Source organism: Streptomyces sp. SP18BB07 (assembly GCF_036322545.1).
Lineage (GTDB): Bacteria > Actinomycetota > Actinomycetes > Streptomycetales > Streptomycetaceae > Streptomyces > Streptomyces deccanensis.
The window spans coordinates 71,345-84,042 of sequence record NZ_JAQYWT010000284.1 but is presented as its reverse complement, the minus strand read 5'-3'; the positions used below and the strand labels follow the sequence as shown (position 1 = coordinate 84,042).

Annotated in this window: 16 protein-coding genes; 10 read left to right on the top strand and 6 right to left on the bottom strand. The window is 71.6% G+C overall.

The window, feature by feature from the left end:
* Positions 1–13: 13 nt before the first annotated feature.
* On the top strand, positions 14–310 hold the full coding sequence (locus PUR53_RS15615) for a DUF4235 domain-containing protein (protein ID WP_045560053.1): 297 nt from the start codon (positions 14–16) through the stop codon (positions 308–310).
* A 58-nt stretch (positions 311–368) separates the two neighbouring features.
* Here the strand turns inward: PUR53_RS15615 and PUR53_RS15610 are convergent, their stop codons facing one another.
* The gene (locus tag PUR53_RS15610) at positions 369–761 is read right to left on the bottom strand and encodes a VOC family protein (RefSeq protein ID WP_329898025.1); all 393 of its coding nucleotides are present in this window, start codon (positions 759–761) and stop codon (positions 369–371) included.
* A gap of 73 nt (positions 762–834) precedes the next feature.
* Entirely contained in the window at positions 835–1,311 is a 477-nt protein-coding gene (locus PUR53_RS15605) for a GNAT family N-acetyltransferase (RefSeq protein ID WP_329898024.1), read from the bottom strand.
* Between the two features lie 165 nt (positions 1,312–1,476).
* On the opposite strand from PUR53_RS15605, the gene PUR53_RS15600 reads away from it, so the two are divergent.
* Complete coding sequence (locus PUR53_RS15600; RefSeq protein WP_329898023.1) at positions 1,477–1,839, top strand: DUF1304 domain-containing protein; 363 nt, start codon at positions 1,477–1,479, stop codon at positions 1,837–1,839.
* Entirely contained in the window at positions 1,836–2,408 is a 573-nt protein-coding gene (locus PUR53_RS15595; RefSeq protein WP_329908625.1) for a TetR/AcrR family transcriptional regulator, read from the top strand. Before PUR53_RS15600 ends, PUR53_RS15595 begins: the two co-directional genes overlap by 4 nt.
* A 101-nt stretch (positions 2,409–2,509) precedes the next feature.
* On the opposite strand, the gene PUR53_RS15590 is transcribed toward PUR53_RS15595, so the two are convergent.
* Together PUR53_RS15590 and PUR53_RS15585 are read right to left on the bottom strand one after the other, a co-directional pair.
* Positions 2,510–3,619 carry an NAD(P)-dependent alcohol dehydrogenase gene (locus PUR53_RS15590; RefSeq protein WP_329898021.1) on the bottom strand — a complete coding sequence of 370 codons (1,110 nt, stop codon included), beginning with the start codon at positions 3,617–3,619 and terminating at the stop codon, positions 2,510–2,512.
* 76 nt (positions 3,620–3,695) lie between these two features.
* Positions 3,696–5,153, bottom strand: a complete 1,458-nt coding sequence (locus PUR53_RS15585) for an aldehyde dehydrogenase family protein (RefSeq protein WP_329898020.1) — start codon at positions 5,151–5,153, stop codon at positions 3,696–3,698.
* 114 nt (positions 5,154–5,267) lie between these two features.
* Between PUR53_RS15585 and PUR53_RS15580 the strand changes: the two genes are divergently transcribed.
* Positions 5,268–5,696 carry a MarR family winged helix-turn-helix transcriptional regulator gene (locus PUR53_RS15580; RefSeq protein ID WP_329898019.1) on the top strand — a complete coding sequence of 143 codons (429 nt, stop codon included), beginning with the start codon at positions 5,268–5,270 and terminating at the stop codon, positions 5,694–5,696.
* A 156-nt stretch (positions 5,697–5,852) separates the two neighbouring features.
* Complete coding sequence (locus PUR53_RS15575) at positions 5,853–6,236, top strand: anti-sigma factor antagonist (RefSeq protein WP_329908624.1); 384 nt, start codon at positions 5,853–5,855, stop codon at positions 6,234–6,236.
* A gap of 26 nt (positions 6,237–6,262) precedes the next feature.
* Here the strand turns inward: PUR53_RS15575 and PUR53_RS15570 are convergent, their stop codons facing one another.
* The gene (locus PUR53_RS15570; protein ID WP_329908623.1) at positions 6,263–7,219 is read right to left on the bottom strand and encodes a ribose-phosphate diphosphokinase; all 957 of its coding nucleotides are present in this window, start codon (positions 7,217–7,219) and stop codon (positions 6,263–6,265) included.
* A gap of 140 nt (positions 7,220–7,359) precedes the next feature.
* Between PUR53_RS15570 and PUR53_RS15565 the strand changes: the two genes are divergently transcribed.
* On the top strand, positions 7,360–8,016 hold the full coding sequence (locus tag PUR53_RS15565; RefSeq protein ID WP_184902648.1) for a DUF4230 domain-containing protein: 657 nt from the start codon (positions 7,360–7,362) through the stop codon (positions 8,014–8,016).
* A gap of 321 nt (positions 8,017–8,337) precedes the next feature.
* On the top strand, positions 8,338–9,018 hold the full coding sequence (locus PUR53_RS15560; protein WP_329908622.1) for a VanZ family protein: 681 nt from the start codon (positions 8,338–8,340) through the stop codon (positions 9,016–9,018).
* Here PUR53_RS15560 and PUR53_RS15555 read toward each other — a convergent pair.
* Complete coding sequence (locus PUR53_RS15555; protein ID WP_329898014.1) at positions 8,999–9,235, bottom strand: hypothetical protein; 237 nt, start codon at positions 9,233–9,235, stop codon at positions 8,999–9,001. The two genes, PUR53_RS15560 and PUR53_RS15555, sit on opposite strands and share 20 nt — an antisense overlap.
* A 149-nt stretch (positions 9,236–9,384) precedes the next feature.
* Here PUR53_RS15555 and PUR53_RS15550 point away from each other — a divergent pair, with 149 nt between their 5' ends.
* From PUR53_RS15550 to PUR53_RS15540, 3 genes are all read left to right on the top strand, one after another.
* Positions 9,385–10,428, top strand: coding sequence for a PHP domain-containing protein (locus PUR53_RS15550; protein WP_329908621.1), 1,044 nt, complete (start codon positions 9,385–9,387; stop codon positions 10,426–10,428).
* A gap of 113 nt (positions 10,429–10,541) precedes the next feature.
* Positions 10,542–11,207: an HAD family hydrolase gene (locus PUR53_RS15545; protein WP_329898012.1), complete on the top strand. Its 666-nt coding sequence runs from the start codon at positions 10,542–10,544 to the stop codon at positions 11,205–11,207.
* 375 nt (positions 11,208–11,582) lie between these two features.
* Positions 11,583–12,611 carry an SDR family oxidoreductase gene (locus tag PUR53_RS15540; protein ID WP_329908620.1) on the top strand — a complete coding sequence of 343 codons (1,029 nt, stop codon included), beginning with the start codon at positions 11,583–11,585 and terminating at the stop codon, positions 12,609–12,611.
* Positions 12,612–12,698 lie beyond the last annotated feature (87 nt).

The following is a 12,698-nucleotide window of genomic DNA, read 5'->3' as shown; positions in this document are numbered from 1 at the left end:
GGAGGAGGACCAGATGTCCAAGAAGAAGAAGCTGCCCGTCGCCTACAAGCCGGTCGGCTTCGCGCTGGGCTGGGTGAGCGGTGCGGTGGCCTCGGCCGCGTTCCGCAAGACCTGGAAGCTGATCCGGCACGAGGACGACGCGCCCGACGCGCTGGACCGGGACCGCGGCTGGGGCGAGATCCTGCTGGCGGCGGCCGTCCAGGGCGCGATCTTCGCAGTCGTGCGCAGCGCGGTGGACCGCACGGGCGCCAAGGCCATCGAACGGTCCACCGGAGTCTGGCCGGCCCCCGAGAAGGGAGGCCGCGACTGACGCCGAGCTACCGGCCGGGTGGCCCCACACGGGGCCACCCGGCCGTTCGCCCGCCCGGCTAGCCCTGCTTCGGGGCCGTCGGGTGTTCGCGGCGTAGGGTGAAGGAGTGGCCGGCCGGGTCTGAGTAGCCGCGTTCCTCGAAGGGGCCGCTTGCGTCCTTGGTGTCGACCGGGCGTCCGCCCAGGGAGACGATCAGCCGCTCGGCCTCGTCGAGGTCATCGACGTAGAAGTCGAGATGGGCCTGGAGGGAGTTCTCGGGGCGGGGCCAGCTGGGCGGGACGGCGTTGACGTCCCGGCGGAACGCCATACGGGCACCGCAGGCGCCCTCGATCTCCACGCGGTTGGCGGTCGCGTCCGTCTCCCGCGCGTCGAGCAGCTCCTTGTAGAACACCGCGAGCTTCTCCGGCTCGGCGCAGTCCAGCACCACGAAGCCCGCCTGTACCAGTGCCATGTCTCCTCCGTACGGGATCCCGGGCGCGGGGGAGGGTCCACCGCCGCCCATACGCTCCCCGGGTACCCGCGGACTACAGGTTCAGCCGCAGCGTGACCGCCTGGGGACGGAACTTCTCCCGCTCGTAGAACCGGATGCCGTCCGCGTTGCCCGCCGAGGCGGTCACCTCCGCGTGCGCCGCACCCTCCTCCCGCGCCCACGCCAGGAAGGTGTCGACCAGCCGGGCCCCGACCCGGGACCGCCGGTGTTCGGGCCGTACGTACAGCGCCATGAGGGTCGCCGATCCGACGGGCCGCATGGCGGTGGGGCCGGACATCGATCCCGACAGATGGCCGACGACCTCACCGTCGCGCACGGCGGCCAGCAGCAGTCTGCCCGGGTCCTGGAGGGCGGCCGTGAAGGCCTCGGCGCCGTGCAGGCGCGGCCAGTCCACGTTCAGGCTGGGGTCCCGCTCGCCGCCGTCCTCGGCGAAGAGCAGGGAGCTGGAGACGACGATCCCCGGTACGTCCTCGGCGCGGGCCCGCCGCACGATCACCTCTGGCTCACTCATGGACCGGAACCTAGCGGTCGGCTCTGACAACCCGTCGCAGCCGGACCAGCACTCACCCCCGCACACTGCCTGAAGGCCTGGACTTCCTGGACAGTCGTCCAGCTATAGTGGACACCTGTCCAAGAAGTATCCGAGACAGCGAGTGAACGACGGAGTCTGTTGACCATGGAGATCCTGGCGAACGTGCTGGTCGCGCTGGTGGCCGTGCTGCACGCGTACATCCTGGTGATGGAGATGTTCCTGTGGCAGAAGAAGCCGGGGATGTCCTTCCACGGGCTGGACGCCGAGATGGCGCGGCGGACGGCCTCGCTCGCCGCCAACCAGGGCCTCTACAACGGCTTCCTCGCCGCCGGTCTGGTGTGGGGCCTGATCGCCGACGACCCGACCGGCTACCGGGCGCAGATCTTCTTCCTGTCCTGTGTGATCGTCGCGGGCGTGTACGGCGCCGCCACCGCCAACCGCCGCATCCTCGTCGCCCAGGCGCTGCCCGGGGCGCTCGCCCTGGCCGCCGTCCTCGTCGCCGGATGACCGCCGGCGAGCCCCGGGCCACGGAGGACCCCCGGGCCTCCCGCACCCGGGCCAGGCTGCGGGAGGCCCTCCTCGACGAGTGCGCCCGGCACCCGCTGCACGAGGTCAGCGTGGCCGCGCTGGTCCGCCGGGCGGGGGTCGGCCGGGCCACGTTCTACGTGCACTACCCGGATCTGGAGTCGCTGGCCGTCGACGCCTGCGCCGATGTCGTACGGGAGGCCGTGGAGGCGCTGCACGCCTGGCGGGGGCGCCCCGACCCGGTGCGGGCGCCGGCCGCCCTGCCGGAGTTCTTCGCCGGTCTCGCACCGCACGCCGCCCTGTACCGGGCGCTGCTCCTGCCCGGTGGCGGTGGGCCGCTCGGCCGGGTCCTGCACCGGGACCTGCGCGCCTACAGCCTGCGCGAGCGCGAGCTCGCGGGGGCCGCGGACGCCCCGCTGGTGGCGTCCGCCGTGGCGGCCACCTTCGCGGGGGTCCTCGCCGACTGGCTGCACGGCCTGCTCGACGGCACCCCGCGGGAGATCGCCGACCAGGCGTGGCAGCTGCTGGTAGCCCTGCACCGCAGCCGCTGAACAGCCCTGTGGGTGACCTGGTGTACAGGTCACCCACAGGGCCGGGGACACGTGGGGAGTAACGTGCCCCGGCGGGAAATGGCTTCTCGGGCGGCCGGAACTCAGAAGGTGAGCACCGGCTTGATGCTCTTGCCGCCGCTCATGTCGGCGACCGCCTGGTCGATGTCCTCGAACTTGTAGCGGCTGATCAGCCGGTCGAGCGGGAGCTTGCCCTCCTTGACGAGCTGGACGAGGACCGGGATGGCTGTCTGGATCTCGTTGTCGCCGAGGGTGAGGCCGACGACGCGCTTGCCTCCGAGCATGCCGTTGACGTCGAGGGAGACCTCGGTGCCGAACGGCGGGGCGCCCACGATGACGAGGGTGCCGCGTGCGGCGAGGGCGTCGACGCCCTTGCGGAGCACGAAGACGCTGCCGGTGGTCTCGACGACGCCGTCGGCGCCCCGGCCGCCGGTGATCTCCATGATCGCCTCGGTGAGGTCGGCGACCTCGCTCGCGTTCACCGTGTGGGTGGCGCCCAGCTCCTTCGCCAGTTCCAGGCGCTCGCCGACCTTGTCCACGGCGACGACCGTGGTCGCGGGGGTCAGGTTGGCCGCCATCACGGCGGACAGGCCCACGGCTCCGGCGCCGAGGACGACGACGGTGCTGCCCGGCCGGGGCTCCAGCACGTTCCAGACGGCGCCGACGCCGGTCTGGACGCCGCAGCCGAGCGGGGCGATGGAGTCGAGCGGTACGTCCGGATCGACCTTGACGAGGCCGCGCTCGTCGACCAGGGCCCGCTCGGCGAAGGAGGACTGGCCGAAGAAGTGACCGCCGAGGTCCTGGCCGTCACGGCTGATGGTGCTGGTGCCGTCGGCGCGGCGGCCGCCGATCAGGTTGAGCGGCAGCCAGGTGGCGCAGTACGCCGGGTGCCCGTCGCGGCAGTTCTGGCAGCCGCCGCAGGAGGTGAAGGACAGCACGACGTGGTCGCCCGGCGCGACGGTGGTGACGCCCGGGCCCACGGCCTCGACGACACCGGCACCCTCGTGGCCCAGCACGCCGGGCAGCGGGAAGGGCAGCCCGCCGCTCGCGACGCCCAGGTCGGTGTGGCAGAGCCCGGCCGCGACCATGCGGACCAGGACCTCGCCCTGCGCCGGCTGGTCGAGGACGACCTCGGAGAGGGTGAAGGGCGCGCCCCCGGACTCGACCACGGCGGCACGTGTGGTGGTGGACATGCTCATGAACTCCTTGTTCTGTCGGTGAGCCGCCGAACCGGTCCGACGGCTCACCGGGTGGTCCCGGGAAAGGTGCTCAGTCGAGGGAGACGACGACGGACTTGACCTTGGTGTACGACTCCAGGGCCTCGGGGCCGTACTCGCGGCCGAAGCCGGAGGCCTTCACCCCGCCGAAGGGGACGGCCGGGTCGAGCATCGGCCAGTCGTTGACCCAGACGATGCCGGCCTGGAGGCGGTCGGCCACTCGGTGGGCGCGCGTGAGGTTCGTGGTCTGGATGCCGGAGGCGAGGCCGTACGGCGTGGAGTTGGCCAGTTCGACGGCCTCGTCCTCGGAGTCGAAGGGCTGCACGGTGAGGACCGGCCCGAAGACCTCCTCCTGGACGACCCGGGAGTCGTTGGCGAGGTCGGCGATGACGGTGGGCTTGTAGTAGTAGCCGCCGTCGAGGTCGAGGCGCTCGCCGCCGCAGACGATGCGGCCGCCCTCCTTGCGGGCCAGCTCGACGTACTCCTCGACCTTCTTCAGGTGCCGCTCGCCGGCCATCGGGCCGATGACGGTCTCGGGCTGCCGGGGGTCGCCGATCGGCACGCCCGGCACTGCCTCGGCGAGGATGCCGAGCACGGTGTCGTGGACCGAACGGGCGACGAGGAGGCGGGGGCCGCCCATGCAGAACTGGCCGGTGTTGAAGACGAAGCCCCCGATGATGGCGCCGATGGCCTTCTCGAGGTCGGCGTCCTCGAAGACGACGTGCGCCGCGTTGCCGCCCAGCTCCATGGTGACCTGCTTCAGCCCCTCGCCGGCGACGCTCGCCGCGTGCCGGCCGGTGGCGGTGGAGCCGGTGAAGGCGATCTTGTCGACGCCGGGGTTGCGCAGCAGCGCCTCGCCCGCGACGGGGCCCGTACCCGTGACGACGTTGTAGACGCCGTCCGGGACTCCCGCCTCCTTGAGGAGGCCCGCCATGTAGAGGGCGCTGAGCGGGGTCTCCTCGGCCGGCTTGTGCACGACCGTGTTGCCGGCCGCGAGAGCCGGGGCGATCTTGGTGCCGGCCAGGATCAGCGGGAAGTTGAACGGGGTGATCGCGCCGACCACGCCGATCGGGCCGCGCCTGGTGTAGGCGAGGCGGTTGTTCGGTACGTCGCGGGCGGAGCCGTCCAGGCTCCAGGCGAGGGAGGCGAAGTACTCGTAGTCGTTGGCCGTGTTCGTCACGTCGACGGCGTGCGCCAGCGTGATGGGCTTGCCGACGTCACGGCTCTCGATGGCCGCGATCTCGTCGGCGTTCTCCCGGATGAGCTGGGCGACCCGGTTCAGGATCCGGCCGCGCTCCCGGCCGCTCAGCCCGGACCACGTGCCGCTGTCGAAGGCCTCGCGCGCGGCGCGTACGGCGGCGTCGACGTCGGCGGCGCCCGCCTCCGCGACCGTCGTGATTACCTGGCCCGTGGACGGGTCGATCACGTCGGCGCGTGCTCCGTCGGCCGCCTCACGCCACTGTCCACCGATGAACAGCCGCCCGGGCCCGTTCTCGAAGGTGGTCGTCATTGTCCACTCCCCAGCTTGTCCAGCGATGATCGCCAAGTTTTCAACCAACAGGAATCCTGTTGGTTCGCAGTTTCATTACACACAGGTTTCCTGTCAATGCCTTACGCTGACCCCATGGTCGGCACCAAAGCACCTCCCTCCCTCCTCTACATGGTCAAGCAGGTCGAGCTCGTTGTCCGCTCGCGCCTGGACGAGCTGGTGAAGCCGGCCGGGATCACGGCCCTGCAGTACACGTCGCTCACGGTCCTGGAGCGCCATGACGGGCTCTCGGCCGCCCAGCTGGCCCGCGACTCGTTCGTCACGGCCCAGTCCGTCGCGGATCTCGTCCGCAGCCTGGAGAACCGGGGACTCGTGCGCCGGGAGCGCAATCCACGCAACCGGCGCGAGCTGCTGATCCTGCTGACCGACGAGGGGCGCGAGTTGCTCGCCCACTACGCCGAGCCCATGCGTGACCTGGAGGAACGCATGATCAGCGACCTCACCGCGCACCAGGCCGACCAGTTCCGGCAGGCACTGTCCAAGGCGTGGCACGCGCTGTCGTAGGGGGCGCTGCGCAAAACTCCGGACAGCTTGCCGGAGAAATCGAAGACATATGTCAATCGAACATGCTGAAATTCACTCTGACGAGGGTAACTTGCAGGGCGGGGAAGGGTTTTGGCCCTCACACCCTCACAGAGGCCGGTAGGAGGCGATGCCGTCGTGTCGAGCGACCCCACACCGCCCGCGACCGGGTACCTGCGCGTCCGCACGGACCGCGGCCACCGCGTGCTCGAACTGCACGGCGAGATCGACATCGCGGCGACCGTGGAGATCATTCCGCAGCTCGACGCGGAGACCGGCCGCCCCGGCGCCCGAATCGTGATCGACCTCCGGCACGTCGAGTTCTTCGACTGCTCCGGGCTGCGGCTGCTCCACCGGGCCCGGCAGCGGGTGCTCGACCGCGACGGCGAACTGCGCCTGGTCTGCACCCACCCGCTCACCCTGCGCGTCCTCAAGGTCACCGGCCTCGCCAGGCTGCTGCCGCCCGCCCCGTCCCTGGACGCGGCCCTGGAACTGCCCGAGGCCGCGTCCGGCACGTTATGACCCCGCCCCGCCCGTCAGCCCTCGCGTCACTCACCGCCCGCCGGCGCGTCGAACAGGGCACTGACGGACTCGCCGTTGTGGATACGGCGTACGGCCTCCGCGAGGGCCGGGGCGATGGAGAGCACCTTGAGCTTGTCGGTGCGCTCCTCCACGGGGACCGGCACGGTGTTGGTGCAGACGATCTCCAGGACGTCGGGCTGCTCGCTCAGCCGTTTCAGGGCGCCCGCCGCGAACAGCCCGTGGGTGCACGCCACCCGGATCGAACGCGGCCCCAACTCCCGCAGCCGCTCCAGGAGTTCCAGGACGGTACTGCCCTTGGCGATCTCGTCGTCCAGGACGATCACATCCCGCCCGGCCACCTCTCCGATCACCGAGCTGATGCTCACCCGGTCGTCGGCGAACCGCTGCTTGGCACCCGCCGCGACCTGCGCGCCGATCATCCGCGCGAACGCCGCCGCCTCCTTGGCGTTGCCCAGGTCCGGTGACACCACCGTCGTACGCGTCAGGTCGTGGCGCCGGAAGTGGGCGGCCAGTTCGCGCAGCGCGTGCAGATGATCGACCGGCACCGAGAAGAAGCCGTGCACCTGCGGGGAGTGCAGCGTCATGGCGAGCACCCGGCCGGCACCCGCCGACACCATCAGATCGGCGACCAGCCGCCCGCCGATGGAGATACGCGGCGCGTCCTTCTTGTCCGAGCGGGCGTACGAGTAGTGCGGCATGACCACGGTGATCCGGCCGGCCGAGGCCCCGCGCGCCGCGTCGCACATCAGGAGCAGTTCGACGAGATGCTCCTGCACCGGCGCGACCAGCGGCTGGACCAGGAAGACGTCCTTCTCCCGGCAGTTGGCCTGGAGCTGCACCTCCAGACAGTCGTTGGCGAACCGGCTCACCCGGGACGGACTCAGCGGTACCCCGAGGTGCGCGCAGACCTCCTCCGCGAGTTCGGGGTGGGCGCTGCCGGTGAAAACGGCGATGTCACGCACGGTCGGCTCCTCGCATGAACATGATCATTACGGGTTGCGCGGCTCATGCTACTGGCCGCTCCGCGCCGGACAATCGCCAAGTCGGCGTTCCCCGCGTGCCTTTGAGGGCATTCGTTGAAAGAGGAAGGAGGACCGTCGACATGACGACGTCCATCAAGCGCACCCGTGTGCCCGGCTGGGCCAAGCTGCTCGCCGCCGTGGTCATCCTCATCGTGGTGCTGCTGGCCGCGCTGCGGATGCTGGTCTTCGGAGGGCTGGACGACGTGTTCGGCACCGAGGAGCACGACCGCTCGGGACCGACGCTCCTGAAGTCCATCCAGGACATGAGCCGATACGACGCCGCCTCGGGCAACTTCCAGGTGGTCGTCGACCTCGAGAAGGACGCCAAGTACCTGCCGGACGCGATCCGCGGCACCCGCACGCTGTACGTGGGCGCGGGGACCGTGGACGCCTATGTCGACCTCGGCAAGGTCGGCGAGAACGACGTGAAGATGAACGAGGACCGCACCTCGGCCACCATCGACCTCCCGCACGCCCAGCTCGGCAAGCCGGCCCTCGACACCGAGCACTCCTACGCCGTCTCCAAGGAGCGTGGCCTGCTCGACCGCCTCGGCGATCTGTTCTCCGACAACCCCAACGGCGAGCAGGCCGTGCAGCGCCTCGCCGTCAAGCACATCGGGGACGCCGCGAAGGAGAGCAAGCTGACGGAACGGGCCGAGGCCAACACCACCGACATGCTCGAAGGACTGCTGAAGTCGCTCGGCTTCGAGGAGGTGAAGGTGACCTACGGGTCCTGACCGGACAAGGTGACGTACGGGTCCTGACGGGACACCGGCGCCCTCCCCGGCTGCGGGGAGGGCGCGTCGTACGCCGGACCGTCCGTGACCGACGTACGTCCACGCCCTCCCACGCCCCAACCGCTCCCGGGCGCCCGGCCGGCGCCCCTCGAACGGGAGCGGGTCCCTGTCACTCGGACCCCGGGTGCCCCCGAAGGACGGGCCCAAACCCGGCGGGACCCGGCTGACGACTTCTCGCACGGGGGCCCACGGGCGGGCATCGCGGGCCGCTTCGGGGGTAACCACCTTGACACAGAGGGAAGTTGAAATCGGGAGGGTCGCATGGCCGGCACCACGTCACGTTCCCGTTCCACCGCCTCCGGCCGCCGTGCCCCGGCGGCCGAGGCCGGTCGACGGCCGCTCCCGTTGCCCCTGCGGCTGCTGGCGATGGCCCTGGCGTTCCTGGCGATGGTGGCGTTCGGGGCGGTGCTGGCCGGGATCACCCTCCAGCCGTCCCCGGCGTCGGAGACGCTCACCCACAGCAACCTCCGGCCCGGCGCCTCCCTGGAGCTCTACTGGCACCACCCCGACGCGCGCGACGCGCTCAAGCAGGTCGGCGGGAACGTCCTGCTGGGCCTGCCGTTCGGGATCCTGCTGCCGGTGCTGGCGCCCGGCGCGCGCGGTCTGCTGCGGGTGCCCGCGCTGACGGCGCTGATGATGCTGCTGGTCGAACTGGTGCAGGGCGCAGTCGTCACCGGGCGGGCCTTCGACATCGACGACGTCATCCTCAACACGGCGGGCGCGCTGCTGGGCTATCTGCTGCTGGGCCGGCGCCTCGGCCGGGCCGTCCACGCCCGGGCGCAGGAGCCGAAGCCCGCACCGGCACGACGTGCGGCCCCGGCTCGGGGCAAGGCCCCGGCTCAGCCCAAGGCAGCGCGCGGCGCCTGGCTCCAGCGCCTGCGGGTGGGCCGGCGCAAGGAGACCGGCACCGCGTCCAAGGGGGCTAGCGCAACGTCCAGGTGAACTTGCCGCCGCCCACCCAGCGGACCTGGTCCGGGTCGTCGAGGTCGTGCACGACGACCCCGTACGCGGCGGCCGCCTGGAGGACGTCCGTCAACCGCTTCGCCTCGCCGACCACCTGACCGTCGATCTCCACGATCCGGAACGGTGGCGTACCGGGCTGCACCCCGAGCACCAGGACCCGGGGATGGGAAATGTAGGGGCTCGCGCTTTCGGTCATGTCTCGAGGGTAGGCCGGTCCGGCGGCCGGTGACCGGGTGAGGACGGGCGGGGATCGGTCCGGACCGTCCGGCCTCGCCCGTGATCGTACGGCCGCCGTGCGGGTACCCGGGGGCTGGGCGACGCTGGAAGCGGAAGGCAGGAGGCGCCATGGATCCCGTCGAGGCCCTGGACCGGATCGCTTTCCTGCTGGAGCGCGACCTGGCCCCCACCTATCGCGTACGCGCGTTCCGTACGGCCGCCGCCGTGCTCGGCGCTCTGCCGGCCGACGAGGTGGCCGAGCGGGCGGCCGCGGGCTCGCTGGAGTCGCTGAAGGGAGTCGGGCCGAAGACCGCGCAGGTGGCGCGTGAGGCGCTGTCCGGGGAGGTGCCGGGCTATCTGCGGAAATTGGAGCAGGAGGCCGAGGCCCCGCTGACGGAGGGTGACGCGGGAGCGGCGCTGAGGGAACTGATCAGGGGCGACTGCCATGTGCACTCGGACTGGTCGGACGGCGGCAGCCCGATCGAGGAGATGGGCCGGACCGCCGCGCGCCTCGGCCACGAGTGGACGGTCCTCACCGACCACTCCCCCCGGCTGACCGTCGCCCGCGGCCTGTCCCCGGAGCGGTTGCGGGAGCAGCTGGACGTGGTGGCCGCGCTGAACGAGACATGGGCGCCGTTCCGGCTGCTCACCGGCATCGAGTGCGACATCCTCGACGACGGTTCGCTGGACCAGGAGCCGGAGCTGCTGGACCGGCTGGACGTGGTGGTGGTGTCCGTGCACTCCAAGCTGCGGATGGACGCGCGGTCGATGACCCGGCGGATGGTCGCCGCGGTGCGCGATCCGCACTCCGATGTGCTCGGGCACTGCACGGGGCGGCTGGTCACCGGGCGGGGACGGCCGGAGTCGGAGTTCGACGCGGACGCGGTGTTCGCGGCGTGCGCGGAGACCGGGACGGCCGTGGAGATCAATTCCCGGCCGGAGCGGCTGGATCCTCCTCGGCGGCTGCTGCGGCGGGCCGTGGAGGCGGGGGTGTTGTTCTCGATCGACACGGACGCCCACGCACCGGGGCAGCTGACGTGGCAGGTGCACGGGTGTGCCCGGGCGGAGGAGTGCGGGGTGCCGGCGGGGAGGGTGGTGACGACCTGGGGGATGGAGGAGGTATTGGGGTGGGCGCGTGATCGGAAGGTGCCGGAGGGGGTGTCGCGTGCCTGAGAGCTCGGGGGGTTTCCGTGACGCGGCGGGTGCGGGTCGGCTTGTGGCTGGTCGCGCAGTTCCCCGCGCCCCTTTCGGGGCGCGGATGTGATCGTCTCGCAGGAAGGTGAGCCATGAAGAAGGCTGCTGTGTTCGATGTCGACGGGACCCTCGTCGACACCAATCATCTCCATGTCGTCGCCTGGTGGGAGGCGTTTCGGCAGGGTGGGCACGACGTGGCCATGCATGACATCCATCGGGCCGTGGGGCTGCCGTCCGGGGACCTCATCACGCATCTGCTGGGTGAGGAGCGCGATCCCGCGGAGAAGGACGCGCTGAGTGCGGCGCACAAGGCGCTGTACGGGACGTACTTCGACCGGCTGCCCGCGCTGCCGGACGCCGGGCGGCTGTTGCGCCGGCTGGACGGGCAGGGCTGGAGCGTGGTGCTGGCGACCTCGGCGGGCGGGGCCGAGCTGGCCGCGTTGCGGCGGGCGATCGGGGCCGACGACGCCATCATGGCGACGGCGAGCGCCGATGACGTGGCCCGGGGGAAGCCGGCGCCGGATCCGGTCGAGCAGGCCCTGGAACTGGCGGGGGCCGAGGCCGAGCGGTCGGTGTTCGTCGGGGACACCGTCTGGGACATGCGGGCGGGTGCCCGGGCCGGGGTGCACTGTGTGGCGGTGCTCTGCGGCGGCATTCCACGGCCCGAACTGGAGGCGGCCGGCGCGGAGGCGGTGTTCCGGAATCCGGCCCATCTGCTGGCCGCCCTGGAGGAGAGTCCGCTGGGCCAGGAGGAATGACCTGGTGAGAGCCGCTCTGGGCGGCCTGGTGCGACGTGATGCAGATCACCGGCATTGTCCGGATAGGGAAGGAACACCCCCTGGTACTTTCCCGTTGAACCAACCGTGGGTGTGGATGGGACAGTGTCCCCGGGCCTCACCTTTAGCCCACAGGGACGATCGTTCGGCTGAAGCCCTGTGGAGCCTTTCGCCGAGAGGCGACCGCCATCCGCACCCACACACAGACCGCCCCGACCGTGATTCCCCCGTCCCGGTCGGGGCTTCTCCTTTTCCACGTGCACCGCCGGTGTGGCCGGTAGTGGCCGCGTGCATCCTCCGGGGCCGGGTACTCGTGGGCGGCTCCGGGAGGAATCAAGTACACGAGGGGAGTCTGCGGTGAACGGAGAATCCGGCGGCAGGATCGTGGTCACTGGCGCCACCGGCAATGTGGGGACGAGTCTGGTGCGGCTGCTCGCGGAGGACGCGCAGGTCGACCGGGTACGGGGACTGGCCCGGCGGGTCCCCGACTGGGCCCCCGCGAAGACGGACTGGTCGGCCGTGGACGTCGGGTCCGAGCAGGCCGATCTGGTCAAGGAGTTCGAGGGGGCGGACGCGGTCGTCCATCTCGCCTGGGCGTTCCAGCCGACGCACGATCCGGCCGCGACCTGGCGGACCAATGTGCTGGGCAGCATCCGGGTCTTCGAGGCGGTGGCGGCGGCCAAGGTGCCGACGCTGGTGCACGCCTCGTCGGTCGGCGCCTACTCCCCCGGGCCGAAGGGCCGCGCGGTCGACGAGTCGTGGCCGACGCACGGCTGGCCGGACGCCGCGTACTGCCGGGAGAAGGCGTATCTGGAGCGGGCCCTGGACTCCTTCGAGCACGAGCACCCCGGGGTGCGGGTGGTGCGGATGCGGCCCGCGTTCCTGTTCAAGCGGGAGTCGGCGAGCGAGCAGCGCCGCATCTTCGGCGGGCGTTTCCTGCCGGGGCAGCTGGCCCGGCCCGACCTGCTGCCGTTCCTGCCCGACATCCCCGGGCTGAAGGTGCAGGCCCTGCACACGGACGACGCCGCCCGGGCCTATCGGCTGGCCCTGCACTCCGATGCGCGCGGCGCCTTCAACCTCGCGGCGGAGTCGCCCGTGGACGCGGAGCTGCTCAGCGAGGTGCTGGGGTCCCGTCCGGTGCGGCTGCCCCGGGTCGCGGCCCGCTCGGCGATCGCCGCCGCGTGGAACCTCCGGCTGCTGCCCGCCTCGCCACACCTCTTCGACGCCGTACTGCGGCTGCCGCTGATGGACTGCACGAAGGCCCGCGACGAGCTGCGCTGGCGGCCCGAGCGCACGGCGGTGGAGGTGCTGGAGGAGTTCCTGGAGGGGTTGCGGCAGGGGGCCGGGGCGGACACGGAACCGCTGCGGGGGCGGAAGGTCGGCTGAGCACGGCGGTCACCCCGGGCACGGATGTCCCGGACATGACGGCGCCTCCCCGGGTCCCACCGGGGAGGCGCCGAGTCCTTGCAGGGC

Excerpts from the sequence above, each read along its gene's own strand:
- PUR53_RS15615 (WP_045560053.1), top strand. The coding sequence starts at position 14 with ATGTCCAAGAAGAAGAAGCTGCCCGTCGCCTACAAGCCGGTCGGCTTC.
- PUR53_RS15580 (WP_329898019.1), top strand. The coding sequence starts at position 5,268 with ATGGTCGGCACCAAAGCACCTCCCTCCCTCCTCTACATGGTCAAGCAG.
- PUR53_RS15605 (WP_329898024.1), bottom strand. The coding sequence starts at position 1,311 with ATGAGTGAGCCAGAGGTGATCGTGCGGCGGGCCCGCGCCGAGGACGTA.
- PUR53_RS15600 (WP_329898023.1), top strand. The coding sequence starts at position 1,477 with ATGGAGATCCTGGCGAACGTGCTGGTCGCGCTGGTGGCCGTGCTGCAC.
- PUR53_RS15595 (WP_329908625.1), top strand. The coding sequence starts at position 1,836 with ATGACCGCCGGCGAGCCCCGGGCCACGGAGGACCCCCGGGCCTCCCGC.
- PUR53_RS15550 (WP_329908621.1), top strand. The coding sequence starts at position 9,385 with ATGGATCCCGTCGAGGCCCTGGACCGGATCGCTTTCCTGCTGGAGCGC.
- PUR53_RS15610 (WP_329898025.1), bottom strand. The coding sequence starts at position 761 with ATGGCACTGGTACAGGCGGGCTTCGTGGTGCTGGACTGCGCCGAGCCG.
- PUR53_RS15590 (WP_329898021.1), bottom strand. The coding sequence starts at position 3,619 with ATGTCCACCACCACACGTGCCGCCGTGGTCGAGTCCGGGGGCGCGCCC.
- PUR53_RS15545 (WP_329898012.1), top strand. The coding sequence starts at position 10,542 with ATGAAGAAGGCTGCTGTGTTCGATGTCGACGGGACCCTCGTCGACACC.
- PUR53_RS15585 (WP_329898020.1), bottom strand. The coding sequence starts at position 5,153 with ATGACGACCACCTTCGAGAACGGGCCCGGGCGGCTGTTCATCGGTGGA.
- PUR53_RS15560 (WP_329908622.1), top strand. The coding sequence starts at position 8,338 with ATGGCCGGCACCACGTCACGTTCCCGTTCCACCGCCTCCGGCCGCCGT.
- PUR53_RS15555 (WP_329898014.1), bottom strand. The coding sequence starts at position 9,235 with ATGACCGAAAGCGCGAGCCCCTACATTTCCCATCCCCGGGTCCTGGTG.
- PUR53_RS15565 (WP_184902648.1), top strand. The coding sequence starts at position 7,360 with ATGACGACGTCCATCAAGCGCACCCGTGTGCCCGGCTGGGCCAAGCTG.